Raw genomic sequence first — 24,014 nt, forward strand, 5'->3', positions numbered from 1 at the left:
GTGAGGTACGGGACCCTGTAGGGCAAAAGGGAACGAAAAAGCCCGTAGGGCGCGCCAATCAAGGCGCGCCCTACGGGCTCGATCGTTTTGGGTGGCATCCGGGGATGCCAAATGACCTCGTGTACGACGGCGATACGCAACTCGATGCCGAAAGGCACCTGATTGTTGCTACAGCTATCCGATACGGCGGGTGTCTACCTCGTCGTCATCGTCTTCCAAGTCCTGTGCGTACTTGTCCTCGTAAGCCGAGTAGTCCGGCTCCGGCGGATCATCCGCGAATCGGCTCGTCGCACGACTTGATGGCCCGGTCAGCTCGCGCTGAAGGGCCGAATAGTCAGTGTTCGGGGAGTAGTACTTAATGTCCCGAGCCTGCTTGGTAGCTTTTGCCTTTTGACGGCCGCGCCCCATGGCGTGACCCCCTTTTGTACTTGGACCGGAGGTGGTCACCTTGGCTATCGGTGAGGCCCCGGAATGTTTGGTCAATTTGTCGTATGTCTAGATTACATGCTTTCGGGAGCTACTGCTTGCCATGACCGTCGCGAAAGCGGCGTCACCGTTCCACCTGGCAGCATCACCGTTCGTTGGCATGAAAAACTTGGGTAGAGTCGCCCTAATATCGGGCCGCACGCATGAAAGGCGCAAACTCAGACATGGGCCAGGACAACACCCCCCAGGGCAACAACGGTACAGGCGACGAGGAGTCGTCGGCAGACCCTGGTTCCCCCCTGCGGAGCGCCCTGGACTCCATCACGAAGTATCGGATCATCATCGGCGGCATTGTGCTGGGCGTACTGATCCTCATAGGCGTGGTGATCTGGATCCTCGTTGGAGTCCTGGCCAATCATCCGGCGGCCGTTTCCACCCCCGGACCGGCCACGTCCACCAGCCGCGGCCCCCTCCCGGCGGACGTCGAGGCAAAGGATTACCAGCTGGGCGATTGCTTCGCGGATTTCGACTCCAATGCCACCACGTCCAAAGTGGTGGACTGCACCACCGGCCATTCGGCCCAGCTGGGTGCCATCTTCCGGTACAAGGCTGAGGACAGTTTCCCCGGCGCCAATGCCTTGCGTGACAAAGGCCGCGAAATCTGCCGTGATGTGATGCTCAACGAAGCCTCCACCAAGTACGCACTCCTGCAGCAGAACGTGTACCCGAGCGCCACCAGCTGGGACAACGGTGACCGTCGCGTGGACTGCTTCATCGTGGTCAACACGGGAAACACGCTCAAGGAATCGGTGCTGCAGAAGTAGTCAGTCCTTCCGCCTCACTGTCAGGCCGCTGCCCACTGGCGCTCCGCCGTCGGGACCCGTCAAAGCTTCGAGCCCCTTGATGGTGAGCTCGTCGAAGTCGGCCGCGGTGTCCACCAGGACCGTGTCGCCGTCCGCGATCTCTCCGGCGAGGATCTCCCTGGCCAGGCGGTCGCCGATCTCGCGTTGTACCAGCCGTCGCAATGGACGGGCGCCGTACGCGGGATCGTAACCGGACATCGCGAGCCAGGCACGGGCGCCGTCGCTGACCTGGAGGGTGAGCCGACGGTCGTGCAGCCGCTTGGTCAGCTCGTCCACGTGCAGCTCGACGATCCTGGCGAGCTCGTCCACGCTGAGCGGATCGAACAGCACAATCTCATCGAGCCTATTGAGGAACTCCGGCTTGAAGGACGAGTTGACCACGGCCATGACCGCGTTTCGCTTCGCCGTGGGGTCCAGCGTTGGATCCACAAGGAACTGGCTGCCCGAGTTGGAGGTCAACACGAGGATGGTGTTCCGGAAGTCCACGGTGCGGCCCTGCCCGTCCGTGAGACGGCCGTCGTCAAGCACTTGCAGGAGGATGTCGAACACTTCGGGGTGGGCTTTCTCCACCTCGTCGAGCAGGATGACGGAGTACGGTCGACGGCGGACCGCTTCCGTGAGCTGGCCGCCTTCCTCGTAGCCCACGTATCCGGGAGGGGCGCCGACCAGCCGGGCTACGGAGTGCTTCTCCCCATATTCGGACATGTCGATCCGCACCATGGCGCGCTCGTCGTCGAACAGGAAGTCGGCGAGTGCCTTGGCGAGCTCGGTTTTACCGACACCGGTGGGGCCCAGGAACAGGAACGAACCCGTGGGACGGTTGGGGTCGCTGATGCCCGCACGGGCGCGGCGGACGGCGTCGGAGACGGCGGCCACCGCCTTGGACTGGCCGATCAACCGTTTTCCGAGTTCCTCTTCCATGTGCAGGAGCTTCTGGGATTCGCCCTGCAGCATGCGGCCGGCGGGGATTCCGGTCCAGGCAGAAATGACCTCGGCGATATCGTCCGCCGTGACTTCCTCCGCGACCATCAGGGCGGGCTTCGCTTCGCCGCGCGCTTCCCGGGCGGACTCTTCCTCGGCTGCCGCACTGAGCTCACGCTCCAATGCGGGTAGTTCGCCGTAGAGAATGCGTGAGGCAGCCTCAAGGTCGCCTTCACGCTGGTGTTTTTCAGCGGCCGAACGAAGTTCGTCGATTTTCGCCTTGAGGTCGCCGACACGGTTGAGTCCGGCCTTCTCGGCTTCCCAACGGGCATTCAGCGCCCCAAGGGCTTCCTTCTTGTCCGCTTTGTCCGCACGGAGCGCAGCGAGGCGTTCGATGGAGGCCGCATCGGTCTCGCGCTCGAGGGCCAGTTCCTCCATGGTGAGACGATCCACGGCACGGCGAAGCTGGTCGATTTCCTCGGGAGCGGAGTCGATTTCCATGCGCAGCCGGGACGCGGCCTCGTCCACGAGGTCGATCGCCTTGTCCGGCAACTGGCGGCCCGAGATGTAGCGGTTGGAGAGCGTGGCCGCGGCCACGAGGGCGGAGTCCGCGATGGCTACCTTGTGGTGGGCCTCGTAGCGTTCCTTGAGGCCGCGGAGGATGCCGATGGTGTCCTCGACGCTCGGCTCGCCGACGTAAACCTGCTGGAAGCGGCGTTCCAGGGCGGGGTCCTTCTCGACATTCTCACGGTACTCGTCCAGCGTGGTGGCGCCGATGAGGCGCAGCTCGCCGCGGGCCAGCATGGGCTTGAGCATGTTCCCTGCGTCCATGGCGCTTTCACCGGTGGCACCGGCTCCCACCACAGTGTGGATTTCGTCGATGAACGTGACGATCTGCCCGTTGGAGTTCTTGATCTCCTCCAGCACGGCCTTGAGCCGTTCCTCGAATTCACCGCGGTACTTCGCGCCGGCCACCATGGATGCGAGGTCCAGGGCGATGAGGGTCTTGCCCCGCAGGCTTTCCGGCACGTCACCTGCCACGATGCGCTGGGCGAGCCCTTCCACGACGGCGGTCTTGCCGACGCCGGGTTCACCGATCAGCACGGGGTTGTTCTTGGTGCGGCGGCTCAGGACCTGGACGACCCGCCGGATTTCACTGTCCCGCCCGATCACGGGATCCAGCTTGCCGGAGCGCGCGACCGCCGTGAGGTCCGTGCCGTATTTCTCGAGCGCTTGGAAGGTGTTTTCCGGGTCCTGCGAGGTGACTTTCCGGTCGCCACGGACACCCGGCAGGGCGGCGAGGAGCGCTTCGTGGGAGGCGCCGGCGTCGCGCAGTAGCTTCCCTACGGCGTCGCTCCCGGCAGAGAGACCCAAGAGGAGGTGCTCAGTGGATACGAAGGAATCACCGAGTTTCTCGGCCTCGTTCTGGGCGGCCTGGATCGCCTGCATGGAAGGACGGGAAAGCTGCGCTTGCTGCACGGAACTGCCCGACGACGACGGCAAGGCCTTGATGGCCGAACTCGCCTGTACGCTCACGGCATCCGGGTCCGCACCAGTGGCGCGCAAAAGCGCCACGGCAACGCCCTCGCGCTGGTCCATGAGCGCTTTGAGCAGGTGGGCTGGCTCCAGTTGCGGATTTCCGGCGGTGGAGGCGTTCATGGCCGCGGCGGAAAGAGCCTCCTGGCTCTTGGTGGTGAATTTGACGTCCATGGAAGAGCTCCTCTCGGGAAGACGACTGTTTCTCAAAGTTGAGTCTACTATGCTCAACTTTGACGAATCATCCCTCCTGCTCCATGTTTGCCGACGGCGAAACCCATGTCCATAGCCCCGCCCGCTTATTGCGGCGCGGCGACCCTCGCCGCCGTACGATATGCACATGGCACCCTTCACAGTCACTCGCAATGCGCTCATCCCCGCAGCGCCCTCGGACATCTTCCCCTTCGTCAACAACTTCCACGAGTGGACCAAATGGTCTCCGTGGGAAGCTGTCGACCCCCAGCTGAGCCGCAGCTACTCGGGCAACGAATCGGGCGTCGGGGCCAAGTATGCCTGGAGCGGCAACAACAAGGCCGGCACCGGGACCATGGAAATCGTTGGCTCGGAGGAGCCCGGCAAGATCGACATCCGCCTCGAATTCACCAAGCCAATGAAGGCCGTCAACCCCACGGGGTTCACGTTCGTGCCCGAAGGGGACGGTACCCGCGTCACCTGGACAATGGCCGGTGAGAACAAAGGCCTCGGCAAAATCTTCGCCCTGTTCATGAACATGGAAAAGATGGTGGGTGGCGACTTCGAAAAGGGCCTGGCCGCGCTCTCGGCGGTAGCCACCCGGAAAAACTCCTAGTGGTCTGTCTCAGGCCATGGCTGTCTACGTCGATCCGCCTCTGTGGCCCGCGCACGGGACCGTGTTTTCGCACCTCGTCTCGGACACGTCGCTCGAGGAACTGCATGCCTTCGCCGACGCAGCGGGGATTCCCGAGCGCGCCTTCGACGGCGACCATTACGACGTCCCGGAACGCCGCTACCAGGACCTCTTGTCCGCAGGCGCCATTCCTGTGGAGGCGCGCATTCTTGTGCGGAAACTGATCGCGAGCGGCTTGCGGATTCCTGCCCGCCAACGCAGCAAGTCGCTCACAGTGCCCTTGCTTGAGCGCTGGAATTCGACGCTTCCGGGGCATGAGGAGCTGGGTTTTGAGCTCCTCGAACGCTGGGGCGAGGACCATCGGAAGTACCACAGCCGCACGCATTTGCTGGCGGTCCTGGAAGCCCTTGACCTCCTCAGCGAACCCAGAACGCCTGCGCACTCAGTGACTTTGGCCGCTTGGTTCCACGACGCCGTCTACGAGGGAATCGCCGGGCAGGACGAAGAGCAATCAGCCAGGCTGGCCGAGGACCGCTTGGCCATTGCGGGCCTTCCCGGGCCAGTCATCGATGACGTTGCCCGGCTGGTCAGGCTGACCTCCACCCACAGCCCCGAACCGGGAGACCACGCCGGCGCCCTCTTGTGCGACGCCGATCTGTCCGTCCTCGGCGCCGAACCCGCGGCATACGCCCGCTACCTGGCCGCCGTCCGCGAGGACTACGCCCACGTCAGCGATGGCGACTTCGCCGCAGGCCGGGCCGCCGTCGTCCGCCAACTGCTTGCTTTGGACCCGCTCTTCCACAGCGAACGAGCGAAGAGCCTGTGGCTGGACGCCGCCCGCCGCAACCTGGAGGCCGAACTGTCATGACCATGGCGGGGACGGTGCATCGGCAGCTTCCGTTCACCGTGAGGTTTGAGTGGGGGCTCGACGGCGCCCGTTCCATTGCGTCTGGGGCGGACCTCGCCGTCGTGGTTGACATCCTTTCCTTCACCACCTGTGTCAGCGTCGCCGTCGATCGTGGTGCCGTGGTTTTCCCGTACCCGTGGAAGGACGCCGGGGCCGAAGATTTCGCCGCCCACCACGATGCCCAGCTGGCTGGTCCGCGAGGCGGCGGTGGACTGAGCCTCTCGCCGTCGAGCCTGCGGGACGCGCGGAGCTTGAGCCGGGTCGTCCTGCCTTCACCCAACGGGTCTTCCATCGCATATGGTCTCGCCCGGGAAATCCCGCTCATCGCAGCCGTCTCACTTCGCAACGCAGCGGCCACCGCGGATTGGGTGGCATCCGAACTCCCCCCGGATGCGGTGGTGGCGGTGATCGCGGCCGGCGAGCTCTGGCCCAGCCGTTCGCTCCGACCCGCCGTGGAGGATCAGATCGGGGCAGGCGCCTTCATTGCCGGGCTCGCTGCCGCAGGACGAGGCGGTTTCACACCGGAAGACGGAAGGCAGGGCTTCGCACCGGAGGCCGAGGCCGCGATGGCGGTCTACAACGCTGCCGAACCCAGGCTCCATGACGTTCTGCGACGCTGCTCCAGCGGCCGTGAGTTGATCGGCGCAGGGTACGCGGACGACGTCGAGATCGCAGCAGAACTCGACGCGGGGACCACCGTGGCCCTGTTGAGGGACGGCGCGTTCCGGCGTCCTTGAGTCCGCTTATGAATGTTCGGCAAGGGCTTGCGGTTCCACTACTTAGCGCTACTATGTACTGGTAGCTAGTAACACTAAGTAGTGAAGGGAGGAGTCCAATGGGCAAGCAGATGACGGAGATGCTCAAAGGGACCCTGGAGGGCATCGTTCTCGCCCTCCTGACCGGGAATCCCGCGTACGGGTACGAAATCACGACGCTGCTCCGGGGGCAGGGCTTCACCGAGATCGCCGAGGGCACCGTGTATGCGCTGCTCGTCAGGATCGAGCAGAAAGGCCTTGTCGATGTCGAGAAGCGGCCGTCCGAGAAGGGCCCGCCGCGCAAGGTCTATTCGCTCAACGAGCAGGGCGAGACGGAACTGGACGAATTCTGGAATACGTGGAGTTTCCTGTCCGAGCGACTGGAACAGCTCCGAAAGGGAGGAAAGTGAACATGGCCGCAGGGTGGATCGAGCAGCTCACGGGATCGCTCGAACAGAAGAAGCAATATCGGCAAAACAAGGCACGCGTGGAACGGCTTCCGGCGGACTATCGCGCGGTGGCGACCGCGCTGGAACGGTACCTGATGTATTTCGGGGCCATCACCAAGGGAGATGTCCTGCTGCGGATGCTCGGCGATCTCACCGATCTCTTCGAACAGAGCGCCGCGGACGGAACGCCGATCCGCGCGATCGTCGGAGACGACCCTGTGGAGTTCGCCGAAACGTTCATGCGGAACTACACGGGCGGTCAGTGGATCAACAAAGAGCGTGAACGCCTGGTCAAGGCCATCGACGCCGCCGCCGGAGACGACGGGAAGGAGGGGTAATCATGACCAACGCACCCATCACCCCCGAACCCGCGATCCGCGTGCGTGCCATCGAAAAATCCTACAAGGAACTGCGCGTGCTCCGCGGCGTGGACTTCGACGTGGAACCGGGCACCATCTTCGCCCTTCTTGGCTCCAACGGAGCAGGAAAGACCACGATGGTGAAAATCCTGTCCACACTGCTGAGCCCGGACGCCGGTTCTGCCAGCGTCAATGGATTCGACGTCGCGGCCCACGCGGAGCGGGTGCGGGAATCCATCAGCCTGACCGGACAATTCGCAGCAGTCGATGAAATCCTCTCCGGTCGGGAAAACCTGGTGCTCGTTGCCAGGTTGCGGCACCTGAAGGATCCCGGCCAGGCGGCGGATGATCTTCTGGCGCGCTTCAATCTCTCGGAGGCAGCATCCCGCAAAGTGTCCGCGTATTCAGGAGGCATGCGCCGTCGCCTTGACATCGCCATGAGCTTGATCGGGCAGCCCGAGGTGATTTTCCTCGATGAGCCGACCACCGGGCTCGATCCTGAGGCGCGCATCGAAGTGTGGCAGGTAATCCAGGAGCTCGCGAAACGGGGCACCACCGTACTGCTCACCACGCAGTATCTCGATGAGGCTGAACAACTCGCGGACCGGATCGCCATCCTTCATCAGGGGCGCATCATCGCGAACGGCACCCTCGCCGAGCTCAAACAACTACTTCCGCCTGCGAAGGTCGAGTACGTCGAAAAGCAGCCCACCCTGGAGGATATCTTCCTCGCGCTGGTGGGGAACGAGGGCAAGGTCGCGTCAAGTAAGGAGCAGTCATGAGCACACACTTCTTCGGAGACACGGCCGTCTTGCTGGGCCGCTCCATGCGTCACATCTTCCGCAGCGCGGACACCATCATCACCACCGCGATCACGCCTATCGCCCTCATGCTGCTGTTCGTCTACGTGTTCGGCGGAGCCATCAAGACAGGCACCGAGAACTACGTCAATTACTTGCTGCCGGGAATCATGCTGATCGCGATCGCATCGGGCATCGCGTACACCGCCGTTCGCTTGTTCACTGACATGAAGAGCGGCATTTTCGAGCGGTTCCACTCCATGCCGATCGCACGATCATCCGTGCTATGGGCACATGTGCTGACGTCCATGGTGGCCAACGGTATCTCCCTCGTGATCATCGTGCTGGTAGCCCTCCTGATGGGATTCCGCACGTCGGCAAGCCTGCTGTCCTGGCTCGCGATCATTGGAATCCTGGCACTCTTCACTCTCGCGCTGACCTGGCTCGCCATTATCGCGGGCCTGACGGCGAAGTCCGTGGACGGCGCCGGCGGGTTCTCCTACCCGCTCATCTTCCTGCCGTTCATCAGTTCAGCCTTCGTCCCCACGGCCACCATGCCGGGTCCCGTGCGTGCGTTCGCCGAGAACCAGCCGGTCACGTCGATCGTCAACACCATTCAGGATCTGTACGAACAACGGCCGATCGGCAGCGACATCTGGGTCGCCCTAGCATGGTGCCTCGGCATCCTGGTTCTCGCGTACTTCTTCGCGGTGGCGGCCTTCCGGCGCAAGATCAGCTGAGGACGGCCTCGGAAGGGCGCGGGTCCGAAGGCGTCGCCTCGTATCATGGAGGTGTGACCTCCTACCTTCAACGCAATGGTGCCGAACTCCCCCAAGCCCGTCCCGACGTCGAGCACGTCCTGGCGGTGCGCGGCACGGGAGGCTACCGCCAGTACCGCATCCCTGCGATGGCCGTCTCGACGGCGGGGACAGTGCTCGCCGCCTATGACGGCAGGCCGAACCTGGACGACCTCCCCAATCCGATCGACCTCCTTCTCCGGCGCAGCACGGACCATGGCCGCAGCTGGGAAGAGCAGCAGGTGGTCCGCAGCGGCGTCGGTCTCAACGGATACGGCGATCCGAGCCTCCTGGTGGACGCCATGACCGGGCGGATTTTCATGTTCCACGCCGCCGGGACGCATGCCGGTTTCTTCGAGGCGGTGGCCGGGCTGGAACCGGATGACGACGTGCAGCACTGCGACGTCAGCTTTTCCGACGACGACGGCGTCACCTGGGAGCATCGGCGGCTCACCGGTCAGCTCAAGCCGGGCCGTGTTGCCGGTGCCCGCGCCGGTGCCCGAGACCGCGGCATCACAGGGATCTTCGCCGCGGCCGGGCAGGGAATCCAGATGCACGCCGGTCCGTTAGCCGGACGCCTGGTGCAACAATTCGTCGTCCTCGTGGACGGCGAAATCATGGCGGCTTCGGCGTACAGCGACGATCACGGTGAGAACTGGACGCTCGGATCGCTGATCGGAAAGGGTCAGGGCCGGGTCGGCCCCAACGAGAACAAGGTCGCTTGCCTGGACGACGGCCGCCTCCTGCTGCACTCGCGCGCCACTCCCCGGCGGCTGGCGGCAATCTCCCATGATGGCGGCGAGACGTGGAGCCAGCTGGAACCGGTCGAAGACCTCCCCGACCCGAGCGACAACGGCTCGCTTGTCCGCTTCGACGGCCTGCCGAATGTGGCTTCGCCCGCCACCCCGGCCACCAACAGCTGGTTGCTCGCGAGCAACAACCAGGACACCTCCTTGCGACGCAATACGGTGCTCAGCCTCTCCACGGACAACGGGGCCAGCTGGCCCGCCAAGCTGGTCCTGTGCGAGGGCAGCTCGGCGTACTCGACGGCCGCGCGGCTCCCGGATGGCAACGTCGGCGTCTTGTACGAGCGGCAGGGATACCGCGAGATCGTGTTCGTTTCCGTGCCGGTGGAGCAGCTGACAGGACAGCTTTCAGGCCCAGTAGGCCCGGCGGGATCGCTTGAAACCCGGCCCGACGGCCTCGAGTTTCACATGGAACTGCGCTCCATCACCCCCGGCCGACCCGCGGTGTGGCGGAACGCCGGCGAGTTCCACGTCATCGCCGCGGACAACGACGGTGACTGGGACGTGCAGACCTGGAAGGAAATCGGCCAAGGCTACTCACCGGAGCAGGCGCAGATCCTCGGAACCCGCGAAGCCCAGGATCTTAACTACGGGCCCATCATTCCGGGCTACAAAGCCGGGGACATCCTCGCTTTCACCGGACGCGCCCGCAACCTCGGCACCCAAGCGGCGTCCGGCGTCGTACTCCGGGGACCGCATGCGAACCCGGCGGACTTCCCGCCCGCCGATCTTGTACCGGGCGCGGAAGCGCTGTACTTCACGCCGGTGTACACGGTCACCGCGGAGGATCTGGCGCGGGACTCGCTTGAGCTGACTTTCGCGGTGGCGTACGACGGCGGGGCACGGGTCACCGAGCGCAGCTTCAGTTTCGATCTGCGCACCGGAGCCGTGACGGCCAGCTAGTACTCCGGGGTTCGGTTCAGAAGATCTGGCGGATGTTGGTCTTGGCGAGGTCGATGAGCTGGTCGCCGCGGCCGGAGAGGACCGTCCGGATCGCGTAGAGCGTGAAGCCTTTAACCTGTTCGGCACTGATCGCCGGCGGAATCGACAGTTCCTGCCGCGCCGTGCGGACGTCAATGAGGGCTGGACCGTCGTGGGCGAAGGCTTCAGCCAGTCCCGCTTTCAGCCCGGAGGAGTCGTCCACCCGGATCCCACGGATTCCCAGGGATTCAGCGAGTTTGGCGAAATCCGGGTTCTCCAAGTCCGTGCCGAAATTGACGAAGCCCGCGGCCTTCATTTCGAGCTCCACGAAGTTCAGCGAGGAGTTGTTGAAGACCACCACTTTGACCGGGAGCGTGTTCTGCACCAAGGTGATAAGTTCGCCCAACAGCATGGTCAGGCCGCCGTCGCCGGCCAGGGCCACCACTTGGCGTCCAGGGTACGCGGCCGCCGCACCGATTCCGTGCGACAACGCATTGGCCATGGTTCCGTGGTTGAACGAACCGAGCAGCCGGCGTCGGCCATTCATGCTCAGGTACCGGGCCGCCCACACGGTGGGGGACCCGACGTCGCACGTGAAAACCGCATCCGGGGCCGCCAACTCATCCACGAGCCTGCCCACGAACTGCGGGTGGATCGGCTGGCCGTCCTTGGCCGGAGAAGCCAGGTCGTCGAGTTTGGCGCGCGACTTGGCGTAGTGCTTGAGCGAAGTACTCAGGTGTGTGCGTTTCGCCTTGCGCTCAATCAGCGGCAGGAGCGAGGCCGCAGTGTCCTTGACCGTGCCCACCAGGCCAAGATCGATCCGGGACCGCCGGCCAAGCTGTTCGCCCCTGATATCCACCTGGATGATCTTTGCGTTCTCCGGGTAGAACTGCTGGTACGGAAAATCGGTGCCCAGCATGAGCAGGGCCTCGCAGCTCTCCATCGCGCGGTAGCCGGAACTGAACCCCAAAAGGCCCGTCATGCCGACGTCGAACGGGTTGTCGTACTCGATGTGCTCCTTGCCGCGCATCGCGTGGACAATCGGCGCCCCCAGTGCGTCGGCCAGAGCCATGACCTCGGCATGCGCGCCCGCAGTGCCGGCACCGGCCAGGATGGTGACTTTGCCGGCCGAGTTGAGAATGCCCGCCGCCTCGGCGAGTTCCCTGGGGTTGGGCCGGATCTCCGGCCGGGCGGCCCGGATCACGGCAGTCCGGTCGCTCTGCGCCTCCGCGAGGGCCACGTCGCCGGGAATCACGACGACGGCGACGCCCCGCTTCTCGACCGCCGTCCGCATCGCGATTTCCAAGACCCTGGGCATCTGCGAAGGATGGGCGACGTGTTCGACATAGACGCTGCACTCCCGGAACAACTCCTGGGGGTGCGTCTCCTGGAAGTACTGGCTGCCGATCTCTTCGCTCGGAATGTGGGCGGCGATGGCCAGCACGGGAACCCTTGACTTGTTGGCGTCATAGAGGCCGTTGATCAGGTGCAGGTTGCCGGGACCGCAGGATCCGGCGCACACCGCGAGTTCATCCGTAAGGCCCGCCTCGGCGGCGGCCGCCAACGCGGCGGCTTCCTCATGGCGGACGTGCACCCAGCGGATGCCCTCCTCTTCCCGCAGCGCGTCCGTGAATCCGTTCAGGGAATCCCCTGGGATCCCATAGACGCGCTGGACGTTGTTGGCTTTGAGGGTGGCGACGATGTTCTTGGCAACAGTGTTCCTGGCGGCGGACATGGACTGTTCCTTTCGAGGGGAGGCAGTGCAGACAGGGCCTACGCTACTCCGGAACGGTCCATGGCGCCTGACGCGCGACGCCGGATGGCCGGCGCCGCGGGGCTAGTGGTAAGTGCTGACGAACGGGCGGTTGCTAGGCACGATCTGCTTGCCCAGCGGCATAAGCGATACCGGGATGAGCTTCAGGTTGGCGATGGCCAGCGGGATCCCGACGATAGTGATAGCCATGGCGAAGGCCGTGACCACGTGCCCGATCGCGATCCAAATGCCTGCAACCAGCAACCAGATGACGTTGCCCAAGAGGGTAAAGACGCCCGCGCTCCCGGGCTTGTCCACGACCATGCGACCAAACGGCCACAGCGTGTAGGAGGCAATCCGGAACGACGCAATGCCCCACGGGATGGTGACGATCAACAAGCAGCAGACGATTCCGGCCATGAAGTATCCCAAGGCCAGAACGAAGCCACCGCAAACAAGCCAGATGATGTTGAGCAGCGTTTTCATATCTTCCATTGTCCCTTGCTGGGTGCGGCCTGGTCCTAGGGGTTCGCTCTGAAATCCCCCTGATTTACGGTTTTCCTGTATCCAGCACCGCTGACAAATCGAACTTTACGGGTTCCTCAAGCTGCTCATAGGTGCACGACTCCGGCTCCCTGTCCGGCCGCCACCGCACGAACTGCGTGGTGTGCCTGAACCGCTCCCCTTCCATATGGTCGTAAGCCACTTCCACAACGAGTTCGGGCCGCAGGGGCGTGAACGACAGGTCTTTCCCTGCGCTCCAACGGCTGCCTTCGGCGTTCCGGGGTGTCCGGCTGCCTTCCTCCTGCTCGGCCCACGCCCAGGGATGCCCATCGAACCCGGTCACGAGGGGTTGGAGTTCGTCGAACAGTTCCTTGCGTCTTTGCATCGAGAAGGAGCCCACCACGCCCACGTTGGACAACCGGCCGCCGTCGTCATAAAGCCCCAACAAGAGCGAACCAATAAGGTCACCACCGGTCTTATGAACGCGGTAGCCGGCCACAACGCAGTCGGCGGTCCGCTGGTGTTTGACCTTGAACATCACGCGCTTGTCCGGTTGGTAGGTACCATCGAGCGGCTTGGCGAGCAGGCCGTCCAGGCCTGCGCCCTCGAACTGCTTGAACCACTGCTCCGCCGTTCCCTTGTCCCGCGTTGCCGCAGTGAGGTGGATGGGAGCGGCGGCGTCTGCGAGTGCTTGTTCAAGCGCTGCCCGCCGCTCGGCGAAGGGCCGTCCCGTGAAGTCCTCATCGCCAAGGGCGAGCAGGTCAAAGGCCACGAATTTCGCCGGCGTCTGCTCGGACAACAGCTTGACCCTGCTGGCTGCCGGATGGATGCGTTGCTGGAGGGCTTCAAAGTCAAGGCGGTCACCGGATTCGCCCACCAGGATGATCTCGCCGTCGAGGACGCAGCGTTCCGGCAGGTTTGCCTTCAACGCCTCGATGAGCTCCGGGAAGTACCGGTTCATGGACTTCTCGTTGCGACTGCCGATTTCAACGTTGTCACCGTCACGAAAAACGATGGAACGGAAACCATCCCATTTAGGCTCGTAACTCATGGCGCCGTCGGGGACGGCGCCGACCGCCTTGGCAAGCATGGGCGCGACAGGGGGCATGACTGGCAGTTGCATGAAGCCATTCTTGCCGCGGCACCGGGACCGCGCTACCCGTTCATTCGCTTAAGTGGATAAAAGGATTACTTGCAGTTGGCGCTCAGCCAGGCGGTGACGGGAGCCATCGCCTTTTCGAACTTGCCGCTCGAGTAGACGGTTTGGTCTTTCAAACCCGCGATTGCGGTGTCCTTGAGATTGGTGAAATCAGCCTTGAGCGCATCCGGGACGCGATCCGCCGTGGCGGCAAGCTCGGTCTTGTATTGCTCCAGCTCGGCGGTCTTTCCCTGCGCCGCCGACATCGGCAGCAACGAAGCTCCCGTGGCCTCTTGAGAGATGGTGGAACACATGTCGGCTGCCGATGCGAAGCCTCCGAATGGACCTGATGATGGAGTTGGGCTGGCACTTGCGGGCGCGGTGTCGCCCGCCGAAGAGGACGACGGCGTTGCCGCCGCGGCGGAGCCCCCTCCCTGGGTGGAGCAGCCGGACAGCGCCAGTGCGGCGAAGAGCGCGACTGTCAGGTATCGAAGAGGGCAATTAAGGGCTTTGGGAAGGATTTTCAAAGGTCGCATTCTGCTTGATCGTCTGTCTCCGGAACCGTTCGGCCGCCGGAGCAATGGCATTCTGTCCCCGCCGTGGAGTGTAGCCCGGATGGGCACCGACCTTCCAAGTTGACTTCGGCCCCCTTTTGGACGCCGTCCTATTCCCGCGCCAGCAATGTGTCCAGTTTGGTGAACGAGGTGCCCCATCCCTCGCGGGTCATGTCCACCCATTCGTCGGAGTCGAAGGGACCTTGGGTGAGATGAAGTCGCGTACGGCCGCCATCCAGTACCTCGAACTCAAGGCGCATTTCCAGCAAAAGCGTGATCCCGGCGTCGGGCTCGGCTTTCTGGGTGGCGACCAGTAGGGCGGGCGGATCGTACGCGGTGATGACCGCGTCGATGGGTGATTCCTTGGCGACGCCGTTCTCGTCCCACGTCATGACGAGCTGCCAGACTCCGCCCACCCGGGGGTCTACGGCGATCCGCTCGCGGGGCGAATCGACGCCGACCGGCCCGAACCATGCGGCAAGCTGATCGGGGTCCACGAAAGCTTGGAAGACGAGCTCGCGCGGGGCCTCGAATTCCCGGGTCATGGTGAGGATGTGCTGTTCCGTGTTCATTGCTTGACTCCTGGATCCTGTAAATCGTGCTGAATTTTGCGTAGGTGGGCGTCGAGGCGGATGAAACTGGCATCCCAGAAGCGCCTGTATCCGTCCATCCATTCGGTGGCTTCGCGCAGCGGTTCCGCTTCCAACTTGGAAGACCGCCATTGCGCATTCCGGCTCCGGCTGATCAGTCCCGCATTTTCCAGGACCTTGAGATGCCGGGAGACGGCGGGAAGGCTGATGTCGAACGGTTCGGCAAGCTCGTTCACGGTGGCCTCACCCTCCGAAAGCCGGGCCAGAATGGCCCTACGGGTGGGGTCGGCAAGTGCCGAGAAGATGAGACTGAGCCGGTCGGTGGACATCACTGGCGCCTTCGTATTTAACTGATCTGCTAATTAACCGATGCATTAAATATGCGACGCCGGACGGAGGCAGTCAAGGGTTTCGGGCGTTTGGTGGGGGCGTCAGGCTTTTGCGGCCTGGACAAACGCGCGCACGAGGTCGAGGTCCTTGACACCGCGAGAGGACTCCACGCCGCTCGACACGTCGACGCCCCAAGCCTCGGCTTCGAGCGCGGCGGCTCCGACATTGGACGGGGTCAATCCTCCGGCCAACAACCAATGGCGTGAGCCCAAGCCAAGCTTTCGGACCGAGGAATAGTCCCACGCCTCACCCGAACCCGGCACGGCGGCGTCGATCAGGAGAAGGTCCTCTCCCCACTCCTCGAACTCGTCCTGAGCGGCACCCATGGTGACGGCCCGGATGAGGCGCATGCCGGCGTCGTGCACGGTTTCCACGTCTTCCGGCGAGCGGCTGCCGTGGAGCTGGACCCACTCGAGGCCGGCCTCGCGCGCGGTTGCGAGGGCGTCGGCGGCTGTTTCGTGGCGGAAGACTCCGACGGCGGCAACACCTTCCGGTACATACGCCAGCAAATCCCGGGCACGGCTTGGCGATACCTCGCGCGGGCTCTTCGTCAGCACGAAACCCACGGCGTCCGCGCCGGACTCGACGGCAGCGTGGACGGATTCAGGCGTGCTCAAACCGCACACTTTGACGAACATTCCGCGCCTCCAACCGTTGACCTCCCTACGACGTTAGCAAGGGCCTCCGGGATTGTTGAACCGCGCCAAGGTTGCACGGATGTTACGCCGGCGTTCAGCAGGCCGCCGACGCGCTCGGGCTAGGCTGGAGCGCATGGAGATCATCCGCTTTGCCGAGCTCAAACCCGAACCGTGGCGCAACGGAGGCGGGGTGACCCGCGAAATCGCCAGCCATCCGAAAGCGGCGTCGGCGCAAGACGGAGCGTGGGACTGGCGGGTCAGCATCGCGGACGTCGGATCGGCCGGCGCATTCTCGACGTTCCCTGGCATGGAGCGAGTCATTACTGTGATCGACGGCGAATTGCTGCTGCTCACGGTGGACGGCGAAGAGCACCCTTTGGAGAAGTACCGGCCATTCCGGTTTTCGGGCGAGGCTGCTTCGACCAGCGCACTCCCCACCGGCGACATCCGGGACCTCAACGTGATCGCCCGGGCCGGCGAATTCAAGGGGTACACGTCCATTATCGAACTCTCCAAGAAGCGCGCACACCCGGTATTCGAAGGCCAGCTCGCAGTCCTCTTGGAGGGCAAGGCTTCTGTTAGTCCCGGCGCGGAGACTTCGGATGTGTCTGCGGACGGCCCGGCAGGCTCCAACGGCTCAGCCGATGGAACCGCGGCTGACGTACCTACCGGGTCCGTCGAACTCGGCCGCTACGACGCAGTAGTAGGTTCCGACACCCGCAGCCCGGAAGTCCTGGGCCGTGGATTCCTCGCCGTCATCTCGATCGACCGCGTGGAGCATGCGCCCTCCTAGGTCCCAGCACTGGACATAATGCCAGCATGCCCATTCGCTGAGCCGAAGACTGGACATGTCCCCCGTGGCGTCGGCGGCATGCCCACTCCCCGAGCCCAACACTGGACATGTCCCTCGGTAAAGCGCTCAACCGCGCATGTCCCTTGGTGAGGCTCGCCACCAAAGCTGGCCACCCGGCGTCGGGCTTTGCTAGCCTCGAAGGAAGGCCCGCACAGGGACCTCCGGACGACGGTTCAGTACCCGGCACGCGACAAGACTGGCCAAAGGATCCGTCATGTCGTGGTTAATCCTCATTCTGTCCGGCGCGCTCGAAGCCGTTTGGGCCGCAGCGCTCCACCGCTCCAAAGGCTTCCGCCGGCCATTGCCCTCCGCTGTCTTCCTCGTCAGCGTGACCGCGAGCACCGCCGGACTGGCGTTCGCAATGCAATCCATCCCCACCGGGACCGCGTATGCGGTGTGGGTTGGAGTCGGCGTCGTCCTCACGGCGGCTTACGCGATGATCACCAAAGTTGAGCGCCCGACGGCGGCCCGGCTGCTCCTGCTCGCCGGAATCGGCGTGTGCGTGGTCGGCTTGAAGGTGGTGGCGTAGCCGTGACCGCCAAGTTCGCATGGGCTATTCTGCTGGCCTCCGCCGTGCTCGAAGCTGTGTGGGCGACGGCCCTCGGGCTGTCGGACGGCTTCAGCCAAGCCCTCCCCACTATTGTCTTCGCCGTCACCGCGACTCTTAGCATGATCGGACTCGGCATCGCAGTGAAGCGGATTCCTCTGGGCACGGCCTACGCCGTCTGGGTCGGGATCGGCGCTGCGCTGACGGTTGGTTGTGCGATGGCCACCGGCGTCGAACCGGCCAGCCCGCTCAAGCTGCTGTTCATTGCCGGAATCGTTGGATGCGCGGCCGGGTTGAAGGCCCTCCCCACGGAGAAGCGTGAAGATGTGACTGAGCCGGCCCAGCGATAAGCGCGGAATACTCCCCCTGCCCATGGAGTTGGCAGCAGTGAGACGAACACTCGGCGAAGGAGAACTACCATGAGCCCGGAAACCACGAATGTACAACTCGGTGATGGCCTGACCGTGAGCCCCCTCGGTTTCGGCGGGATGGCCTTGACCCCCGTTTACGGCGAAGTGGATCCCGCCGAATCCCTCAAGACGCTGCACCACGCCGTGGATGCCGGCATCAGCTTCATTGACACCGCCGATATCTACGGCGCGGGCGACAACGAAGAACTGATCGCGAAGCTGCTGAAGGACCGACGCGACGAGGTCCAGTTGGCCACCAAGTTCGGCATCGTAGGCAACCCGCGCGACGGCTACACAGACGTCCGGGGAGATACCGCGTACGTGGGCCAGGCGGCGGAAGCAAGCCTCCGTCGCCTGGGCACCGACGTCATCGACCTCTACTACATGCACCGCCGCGACCTCCGCGTTCCGATTGTGGAAACCGTGGAGGCCATGGCAGAGCTTGTCCGGGCTGGCAAAGTCCGGCACCTTGGCCTGTCGGAAGTGACAGCCGAGGAGCTGAGGGAAGCCAACGCCGTGCACCCGATCGCAGCGGTGCAGAGCGAGTGGTCGATCTGGAGCCGGGACGTTGAGCGCAACGTCGCCCCGGCTGCGGCCGAGCTGGGTGTCGGATTCGTACCCTATTCGCCGCTTGGCCGGGGATTCCTCACCGGAACGGTCAGCGCCGAGCAACTCGGTGAGAACGACTTCCGGCACCGCATCCCCCGTTTCGCGGACGGCGCGCTCGACGCCAACCAGGCAGTTGTTGCCGCGGTGCGTGCCGTGGCCGCCGAGCTGTCCGAGAGTACCGGCCGGGATGCAACTCCCGCCCAGGTGGCTTTGGCCTGGCTTTTCGCGCAGGGCCGCCGCCTTGGGCTCAGCGTGGTCCCCATCCCCGGCACGCGCAAAGCGCACCGGATCGATGAGAACCTGGGCGCCTTGTCGCTCGAGTTGAGTGCCGCCCAACTGGACATGCTCGACGGCGCCGCGGACGCCGTCGTCGGCTCACGGTCCGCGGATCCCACCTGGGTTTCGCAGGGCCGCGAGTAGTCGGCGAGCCGCACACGGCTTCCGTAGAGTGGTCGAATGGACTCACTCATTCATTCACTGCGTGACATCACCATCCGGCGAATCTCGGTCAGCGAGATGAACAACAACGTGTACCTGCTCACCGCCAGGGCCAGCGGTGCACAGCTCCTGATCGACGCCGCGGACGACCTTCCGGCCATCCAACAGATGATCGAAGACTCGGCCGCGGACACCACCGCTGCACCGTCGCTGGCCCTCATTGCCACGACGCACCAGCACTGGGATCACGTCCGCGCGCTTCCCGGGTTGGTGGAAGCCACGGGCGCGAAGACTTCGGCCGGAGTGGACGACGCCGATGCGCTGCCCGTGCCGGTGGACGTGCAACTGCGCCATGGCGATGTAGGAAAGTTCGACGGTTTCGACATCACCGCGGTGCACTTGCGCGGCCACACTCCGGGTTCGATTGCCTTTGTGTACCTGGACCCGGAAGGGCCCGCGCACATTTTCAGCGGCGACTCGTTGTTCCCTGGAGGAGTTGGCAACACGCAGAACGATGCTGCCCGCTTCACGTCGCTGTTGAATGACGTGAGCGAACGGCTGTTCGAGGCCTACCCGGACGACACCGTGGTGCACCCGGGCCATGGAGATCCGACCACGCTCGGTGCGGAGCGGCCACACCTTGCGGAATGGCGCGAGCGCGGCTGGTAGTGCCCCGGGACATGCTCAGCCTTTGAGCCAAGGAGTGGACATATCAGGAATATGTCCACTCCTCTCCACCCACGCTGAGCATGTCCAGTGAAGTGACTAGACCAAGGTTGCTTAGCGGCCGCGGCGTTCGTTCGACGCCGGAGCCGAAGCACGGCGCGGGCCGCTGCGGGCCGGACGACCGGAACCCGAGTTGCCTGAGCCCGAGCCGTAGGAGCCACCGGAGTTGCCGCCCGTGTTCGAGGACCAGACAGCCTTGTTGCCACCGGTGCGCGTTGAGGTTGCGGATTCCGTGCGCGGTGCAGAAGCCGAGCGGTTGCCCGCGGCAGCACGCTGACCTGTCGCCGGTCGGCCGCTGCGACCACCCTGAGCACCTTGGCCACGAGCAGCAGGAACGTCATTGCGGTGAGCAGAAGCAGCGTTGCCGCGTCCGCGCGAGCTGCGGGCGACGTCGTCGTTCGCTGCTGCGCGGCGCTCAGCGCGGTTGATGTCTGTGCGCACGGGCTCGCTCGCAACCTTGCCACGGCCCCCGCGACCACCACGGCCACCCGCAGTGGGTGCAGCCTGGGTGGTGCGACGGTTGCGCTTGCGCTGGGCGTTGGCACCGGTGGAGGTACCGCCGCCCGGCTGCTGGGTCTTCGCTGCGAGCAAGGCGGCGCGAGTGCGCGGGTCAACCTTGTCGGCGACCTGGCCCACGAGCTCGGCAATCAGGGGAGAGTTGGCCGTGACTCGTTCGAACGAGACGTCGACGCCGGCAGCCTTCATGAGCTTCTTGACGTCGGACTGCTGCTCGGGGAGAGTCAGCGTGACCACGGTGCCGTCGGAACCTGCGCGGGCCGTACGGCCGGAGCGGTGCAGGTAAGCCTTGTGCTCTGTGGGCGGGTCGACGTGGATGACGAGTTCGACGTCGTCCACGTGCACGCCGCGGGCCGCGACGTCGGTGGCCACCAGGACCCGGACCTCGCCGCTGGAGAACTCGGCCAGGTTGCGGTCACGGGCATTCTGCGACAGGTTGCCGTGAAGGTCGACAGCGGGGATGCCGCAGTCGGTCAGGGTCTTGGCAAGCTTGCGGGCGTGGTGCTTGGTCCGCATGAAGAGGACGCGGCGGCCGGCGCCGGAGGCCAGCTCCACGATCAGCTGCTTCTTGACGGTCTGGTCGTTGACCACGAGGACGTGGTGCTCCATGGTGGTGACGGCGGCCTGGGGGTCATCCACCGAGTGGGTCAGCGGGTTGGACAGGTAACGGTTGACCAATTTGTCAACACCGTTGTCCAACGTCGCGGAGAAGAGCAGGCGCTGACCCTGGGTAGGAGTCATGTCCATGAGCTTCTTGACCACCGGGAGGAAGCCGAGGTCGGCCATGTGGTCGGCCTCGTCCAGGACGGTGATCTCGACGGCTTCCAGAGTCAGGATGCGCTGGCGGATGAGGTCCTCCAACCGGCCCGGGCAGGCGATGACAATGTCGACGCCGGCGCGCAGCGCCTTTTCCTGCCGGGCCTGGGAGATGCCACCGTAGATGACCGTGGTGTTCAGGCCCATGGCCTTCGCCAGCGGCTCGATGGTGGCGTTGATCTGGGTGGCCAGCTCGCGGGTCGGCGCAAGGACCAGACCCATCGGGCGTCCGGGCTTGCGGAAGTGCTTGGCTTCGCGCTCGGCGAGACGTGCCACAAGCGGGATAGCGAAAGCGATGGTCTTGCCGGAGCCGGTGCGGCCACGGCCGAGGACGTCGCGGCCTGCAAGCGTATCCGGGAGGGTCTTGACCTGGATGGGGAAAGCTTCTTCGATGCCATCTGTAGCGAGGGACTCGGCGATGGCCTTGGGCGTGCCAAGGGCAGCAAAAGTAGTCATGTGTTTCAAAGGTCTTTCTGGCGGTGTCCAACGGACATCGTCCCCCGACGCCGGTTGGGCCAAGGGTTCGCCGAGGAAAAAGTCAGTGATCGACCGGTAGGCAATAAGCCGTGGCCGGGACCAGAGAAAACGCGTTCATCGACGCAGGATGTGCCTCTCACATGAAAAAAGCCCACTTCCCAAGTTTGGAACCAAGCCAAATTCGGGGACTAAGCGGGCATCACTGCACATCAAGTAAACCCATTCTAGCATCCGCGAACAGCCGACCCTCCCACATGGCACCTTCACCCGGGCTTCGTTCCCCAACTGGCTCGCAGTTGTTGTCGTTTTGACGGCTCATAACGACAACAACTGCGAGCCAGTTGGGTGGGGACAGGCGTTGCCTCGCGGGGGCACCTCGGGGCAGGCTTGAGCCATGACGCACCAGCACGACGGCGGAACCCACCTGAACGGCGAAATCCACGACAGCGGAGCCCACCTTCACAGCAACCCTGACCGCGACGCCGACCCGGCGCAGTTCTGGGACGAGGTGTACCGGGAAAAGCCAAAGAGGTGGAGCGGGAATCCCAATCCGCAGTTGATCGCCGAAGCCAAGGGACTGGCTCCCGGGACCGCCCTGGATCTCGGCTGCGGAGAAGGCGCGGACGCGATCTGGCTCGCCCAGCATGGGTGGACGGTGACAGCGGTGGATGTCTCCGCCGTCGCTCTTGAACGGGCAGAAGCCCATGCCGCCGACGTCGGGCTACCTGACCGGATCACGTGGCTGCAGCGGAACTTCGGCTCGTGGCACCCCGACGAGGGCTTCGACCTCGTGTCCTCCCAGTTCCTTCATTCACCGCTCCTTCCGTGGCGCGATTCTCTGGCCTCGGCCGCGGCGGCCGTGGCTCCCGGCGGCGCCTTGCTGGTTGTCGGGCATCATCCGGATGGACTGACTCCGTGGAGCGGGCACAAGGACATGAAGGACAAGTTCTTCACGCCCGAGGACGTGGTGGACGCGCTCACGAGCGGCCCGGGCTCGTGGCGGATCAACGTTGCCGATTCCCGGGAACGCGCGGTGACGGGCCCGGAGGGCCAACACGCCACCACCATCGACAGCGTGCTCCGCGCCACCCGGACGGGCCAGGGCGCGAAGGACTAGGCCCGCACGTCGTCCGCTTCGGCGGCGCTGTGCGCCTCGGCGTCCCCCGCGCGTTCAGCACCCAAAGGCCGGCGGGATGCGACCCGCGGCGCAATGATGAGCCCGACAACGGCGATGGCCGACGTCAGGACGAACACCCCCGCGAAGGAGCCCTCCGTCGTCGTGAGGGCACTGAAGACGAGTCCCGTCACGGCGAGCGAGAGGGCGCCACCAAGGGAGTCGGAAATGGACATCGCAGAACTGTTGAAGCCTTGGTCCTCGGGCTTGGAGAGGGCCAGGGTCATGACACTCAGCCGCGGGTACATCAGTCCCATCCCCGCGCCCGCGAACAGCCAGCCAGCAATCGCCACTGCTGCGGACCACGAAAACACCGTGGTCACGAGGACGATGACCACCGAACCGAGCACCAGCGCAGACCCGATCTTGACCGCCAAGGCATTGCCAAGCCGGGAACCCATGCGGCCTTGGACGGCGGACGCCGCTGCCCAAGCGATCGCCGATCCGGTCAGCGCGAGTCCGGCAAATGCAGGGGCGAACGAGTATCGCTCGGTGAGGAGGTACGGCACGTAAACCTCGGTGCCGAAGAAGGCTGCGGAGGCGACTCCGCGCATGAGGATGACGCTCGGCAGTCCGCGGCGCGCACCGAGGGTGCCGCGCGGGACCAGCGGCCGCACTGCCAGCATGGCCGTGACGAGCGCGACGGCGGCAATCACCCAACCGACGCCGGGCACCTGCCCGGACAAGTTCAGGCCGAGAACGGCAAGGGCTGCGAGCGCGGCCCACCCCATGCGGCCGAACGCCCAGGGAACGACGGCACGTCCGGGCTTTGCCTCACCGGAAGCCACCTTTGGGGAGCCCCCTTCCCGCGCGTCCGCGTCCCGGGAGCCCGCGTCCGGGGCGCCCGTCTTCCGCGCGTCCGGCGCGGAACGTACGCCCCGCATGGCGGGAAGGATCATTGCCAAAGCCGGAACCACGAGGCCCACGACGCCGAGAAATACCCAGTGCCAGCTGCTCAACTCCGCAACCACGCCTGCGGCGAAGGGACCGATCATTGAGGGAATGACCCAGGACGCCGAGAACGCAGCGAAGACCTGGGCATGCAACCTGGCTGGGTAGACCCGGGCGATCACGACATACAGCGCCACGGTCATCGCGCCTCCGCCGAGGCCTTGGACGAGCCTGCCGGCCACGAGCATCGGCATGGAAACCGCGGTACCGGCGATGAGCAGCCCAGCCGCGAACAGCGCCACGGATGCGTAGAGCGGGGCGGCGGGACCACGCCGGTCCGCCCAGTTCCCTGCGGCCACCATGCCGATCACGCCCGTGGCCAGCGGACCCGCGAACGCCAACGCATAGAGTCCGGCGCCGTCCAGATCGCGGCTCACGAGCGGCATGATGGTGGTGACAGCCATGGATTCGAAAGCTGCCAGGAAGACCAACGCGCAGGCACCCGCCGTCGCCAGGAGATAAGGGCGTTGCAGTATGCCTGCTGTTGCGTCGTGGCTTGTCATCATCCCAGCCTAGAAGGCCAAGCGGGTTTGGGGGAGCCATTAAAATCCATTCAAGTGATTA

Annotated in this window: 26 protein-coding genes and 1 riboswitch; of the genes, 15 read left to right on the forward strand and 11 right to left on the reverse strand. The window is 64.7% G+C overall.

The features are described 5' to 3' along the window. Window positions 1-174: 174 nt before the first annotated feature. On the reverse strand, window positions 175-408 hold the full coding sequence (locus tag KNN17_RS17060; protein WP_028265518.1) for a DUF3073 domain-containing protein: 234 nt from the start codon (window positions 406-408) through the stop codon (window positions 175-177). A 221-nt stretch (window positions 409-629) separates the two neighbouring features. Between KNN17_RS17060 and KNN17_RS17065 the strand changes: the two genes are divergently transcribed. Beyond that, a complete protein-coding gene (locus KNN17_RS17065; RefSeq protein ID WP_241710140.1) occupies window positions 630-1,250 on the forward strand; it encodes a septum formation family protein in 621 nt (206 codons plus the stop codon). Here KNN17_RS17065 and clpB read toward each other — a convergent pair whose 3' ends face one another. Beyond that, window positions 1,251-3,920, reverse strand: coding sequence for an ATP-dependent chaperone ClpB (gene clpB / locus KNN17_RS17070; RefSeq protein ID WP_241710141.1), 2,670 nt, complete (start codon window positions 3,918-3,920; stop codon window positions 1,251-1,253). Window positions 3,921-4,086: 166 nt separating this feature from the next. Here clpB and KNN17_RS17075 point away from each other — a divergent pair, with 166 nt between their 5' ends. The 8 genes from KNN17_RS17075 (at window position 4,087) to KNN17_RS17110 (ending at window position 10,348) form a co-directional block, all read left to right on the forward strand. Continuing rightward, window positions 4,087-4,554, forward strand: coding sequence for an SRPBCC family protein (locus KNN17_RS17075; RefSeq protein ID WP_241710142.1), 468 nt, complete (start codon window positions 4,087-4,089; stop codon window positions 4,552-4,554). Window positions 4,555-4,570: 16 nt separating this feature from the next. Continuing rightward, window positions 4,571-5,440, forward strand: coding sequence for a DUF4031 domain-containing protein (locus KNN17_RS17080; protein ID WP_241710143.1), 870 nt, complete (start codon window positions 4,571-4,573; stop codon window positions 5,438-5,440). After that, a complete protein-coding gene (locus KNN17_RS17085; protein ID WP_241710144.1) occupies window positions 5,437-6,216 on the forward strand; it encodes a 2-phosphosulfolactate phosphatase in 780 nt (259 codons plus the stop codon). The genes KNN17_RS17080 and KNN17_RS17085 overlap by 4 nt, the downstream gene beginning before the upstream one ends. 98 nt (window positions 6,217-6,314) lie before the next feature. Next, window positions 6,315-6,644 (forward strand): PadR family transcriptional regulator, encoded by a 330-nt coding sequence (locus KNN17_RS17090; RefSeq protein WP_241710145.1) that lies wholly within the window; start codon window positions 6,315-6,317, stop codon window positions 6,642-6,644. 2 nt (window positions 6,645-6,646) lie between these two features. Further along, the gene (locus tag KNN17_RS17095) at window positions 6,647-7,021 is read left to right on the forward strand and encodes a DUF1048 domain-containing protein (protein ID WP_241710172.1); all 375 of its coding nucleotides are present in this window, start codon (window positions 6,647-6,649) and stop codon (window positions 7,019-7,021) included. Window positions 7,022-7,023: 2 nt separating this feature from the next. Then, window positions 7,024-7,824 carry an ABC transporter ATP-binding protein gene (locus tag KNN17_RS17100; RefSeq protein ID WP_241710146.1) on the forward strand — a complete coding sequence of 267 codons (801 nt, stop codon included), beginning with the start codon at window positions 7,024-7,026 and terminating at the stop codon, window positions 7,822-7,824. After that, window positions 7,821-8,582, forward strand: coding sequence for an ABC transporter permease (locus tag KNN17_RS17105; RefSeq protein ID WP_241710147.1), 762 nt, complete (start codon window positions 7,821-7,823; stop codon window positions 8,580-8,582). The genes KNN17_RS17100 and KNN17_RS17105 overlap by 4 nt, the downstream gene beginning before the upstream one ends. 53 nt (window positions 8,583-8,635) lie before the next feature. Beyond that, window positions 8,636-10,348: a sialidase family protein gene (locus KNN17_RS17110; protein ID WP_241710148.1), complete on the forward strand. Its 1,713-nt coding sequence runs from the start codon at window positions 8,636-8,638 to the stop codon at window positions 10,346-10,348. Between the two features lie 16 nt (window positions 10,349-10,364). On the opposite strand, the gene poxB is transcribed toward KNN17_RS17110, so the two are convergent. The 7 genes from poxB to KNN17_RS17145 form a co-directional block, all read right to left on the reverse strand. Then, window positions 10,365-12,101 (reverse strand): ubiquinone-dependent pyruvate dehydrogenase, encoded by a 1,737-nt coding sequence (poxB, locus tag KNN17_RS17115; RefSeq protein ID WP_241710149.1) that lies wholly within the window; start codon window positions 12,099-12,101, stop codon window positions 10,365-10,367. Window positions 12,102-12,203: 102 nt separating this feature from the next. After that, window positions 12,204-12,605 carry a YccF domain-containing protein gene (locus KNN17_RS17120; protein ID WP_078107460.1) on the reverse strand — a complete coding sequence of 134 codons (402 nt, stop codon included), beginning with the start codon at window positions 12,603-12,605 and terminating at the stop codon, window positions 12,204-12,206. A gap of 64 nt (window positions 12,606-12,669) precedes the next feature. Beyond that, window positions 12,670-13,746 carry an ATP-dependent DNA ligase gene (locus KNN17_RS17125; protein WP_241710150.1) on the reverse strand — a complete coding sequence of 359 codons (1,077 nt, stop codon included), beginning with the start codon at window positions 13,744-13,746 and terminating at the stop codon, window positions 12,670-12,672. Between the two features lie 65 nt (window positions 13,747-13,811). Beyond that, the gene (locus KNN17_RS17130) at window positions 13,812-14,288 is read right to left on the reverse strand and encodes a hypothetical protein (RefSeq protein WP_241710151.1); all 477 of its coding nucleotides are present in this window, start codon (window positions 14,286-14,288) and stop codon (window positions 13,812-13,814) included. 137 nt (window positions 14,289-14,425) lie between these two features. Beyond that, on the reverse strand, window positions 14,426-14,887 hold the full coding sequence (locus tag KNN17_RS17135) for an SRPBCC family protein (protein WP_078107457.1): 462 nt from the start codon (window positions 14,885-14,887) through the stop codon (window positions 14,426-14,428). Then, entirely contained in the window at window positions 14,884-15,234 is a 351-nt protein-coding gene (locus tag KNN17_RS17140; RefSeq protein WP_241710152.1) for an ArsR/SmtB family transcription factor, read from the reverse strand. The genes KNN17_RS17135 and KNN17_RS17140 overlap by 4 nt, the downstream gene beginning before the upstream one ends. Before the next feature lie 102 nt (window positions 15,235-15,336). After that, window positions 15,337-15,933, reverse strand: coding sequence for a phosphoribosylanthranilate isomerase (locus KNN17_RS17145; protein ID WP_241710153.1), 597 nt, complete (start codon window positions 15,931-15,933; stop codon window positions 15,337-15,339). A 133-nt stretch (window positions 15,934-16,066) separates the two neighbouring features. On the opposite strand from KNN17_RS17145, the gene KNN17_RS17150 reads away from it, so the two are divergent. The 5 genes from KNN17_RS17150 to KNN17_RS17170 all read left to right on the forward strand — a co-directional run bounded on the left by KNN17_RS17150 (window position 16,067) and on the right by KNN17_RS17170 (window position 19,459). Next, on the forward strand, window positions 16,067-16,726 hold the full coding sequence (locus KNN17_RS17150) for a HutD/Ves family protein (protein WP_241710154.1): 660 nt from the start codon (window positions 16,067-16,069) through the stop codon (window positions 16,724-16,726). Window positions 16,727-16,925: 199 nt separating this feature from the next. Beyond that, a riboswitch (guanidine-III (ykkC-III) riboswitch) is annotated at window positions 16,926-16,991 on the forward strand. 9 nt (window positions 16,992-17,000) lie between these two features. Further along, window positions 17,001-17,315, forward strand: coding sequence for a DMT family transporter (locus tag KNN17_RS17155; protein WP_241710155.1), 315 nt, complete (start codon window positions 17,001-17,003; stop codon window positions 17,313-17,315). 2 nt (window positions 17,316-17,317) lie between these two features. Beyond that, window positions 17,318-17,683: a DMT family transporter gene (locus tag KNN17_RS17160; RefSeq protein ID WP_241710156.1), complete on the forward strand. Its 366-nt coding sequence runs from the start codon at window positions 17,318-17,320 to the stop codon at window positions 17,681-17,683. 69 nt (window positions 17,684-17,752) lie between these two features. Continuing rightward, window positions 17,753-18,772, forward strand: a complete 1,020-nt coding sequence (locus KNN17_RS17165) for an aldo/keto reductase (protein ID WP_241710157.1) — start codon at window positions 17,753-17,755, stop codon at window positions 18,770-18,772. Window positions 18,773-18,808: 36 nt separating this feature from the next. Next, complete coding sequence (locus KNN17_RS17170) at window positions 18,809-19,459, forward strand: MBL fold metallo-hydrolase (protein ID WP_241710158.1); 651 nt, start codon at window positions 18,809-18,811, stop codon at window positions 19,457-19,459. 111 nt (window positions 19,460-19,570) lie between these two features. Here KNN17_RS17170 and KNN17_RS17175 read toward each other — a convergent pair whose 3' ends face one another. Next, window positions 19,571-21,304, reverse strand: a complete 1,734-nt coding sequence (locus KNN17_RS17175) for a DEAD/DEAH box helicase (RefSeq protein ID WP_241710159.1) — start codon at window positions 21,302-21,304, stop codon at window positions 19,571-19,573. A gap of 415 nt (window positions 21,305-21,719) precedes the next feature. On the opposite strand from KNN17_RS17175, the gene KNN17_RS17180 reads away from it, so the two are divergent. Continuing rightward, window positions 21,720-22,442, forward strand: a complete 723-nt coding sequence (locus KNN17_RS17180) for an SAM-dependent methyltransferase (protein ID WP_241710160.1) — start codon at window positions 21,720-21,722, stop codon at window positions 22,440-22,442. Here KNN17_RS17180 and KNN17_RS17185 read toward each other — a convergent pair. Continuing rightward, window positions 22,439-23,953, reverse strand: coding sequence for an MFS transporter (locus tag KNN17_RS17185; RefSeq protein WP_241710161.1), 1,515 nt, complete (start codon window positions 23,951-23,953; stop codon window positions 22,439-22,441). The genes KNN17_RS17180 and KNN17_RS17185 overlap by 4 nt on opposite strands. Between the last annotated feature and the right edge of the window lie 61 nt (window positions 23,954-24,014).

Source organism: Arthrobacter bambusae, from assembly GCF_022606295.1.
Taxonomy (GTDB): Bacteria; Actinomycetota; Actinomycetes; order Actinomycetales; family Micrococcaceae; genus Arthrobacter; species Arthrobacter bambusae_A.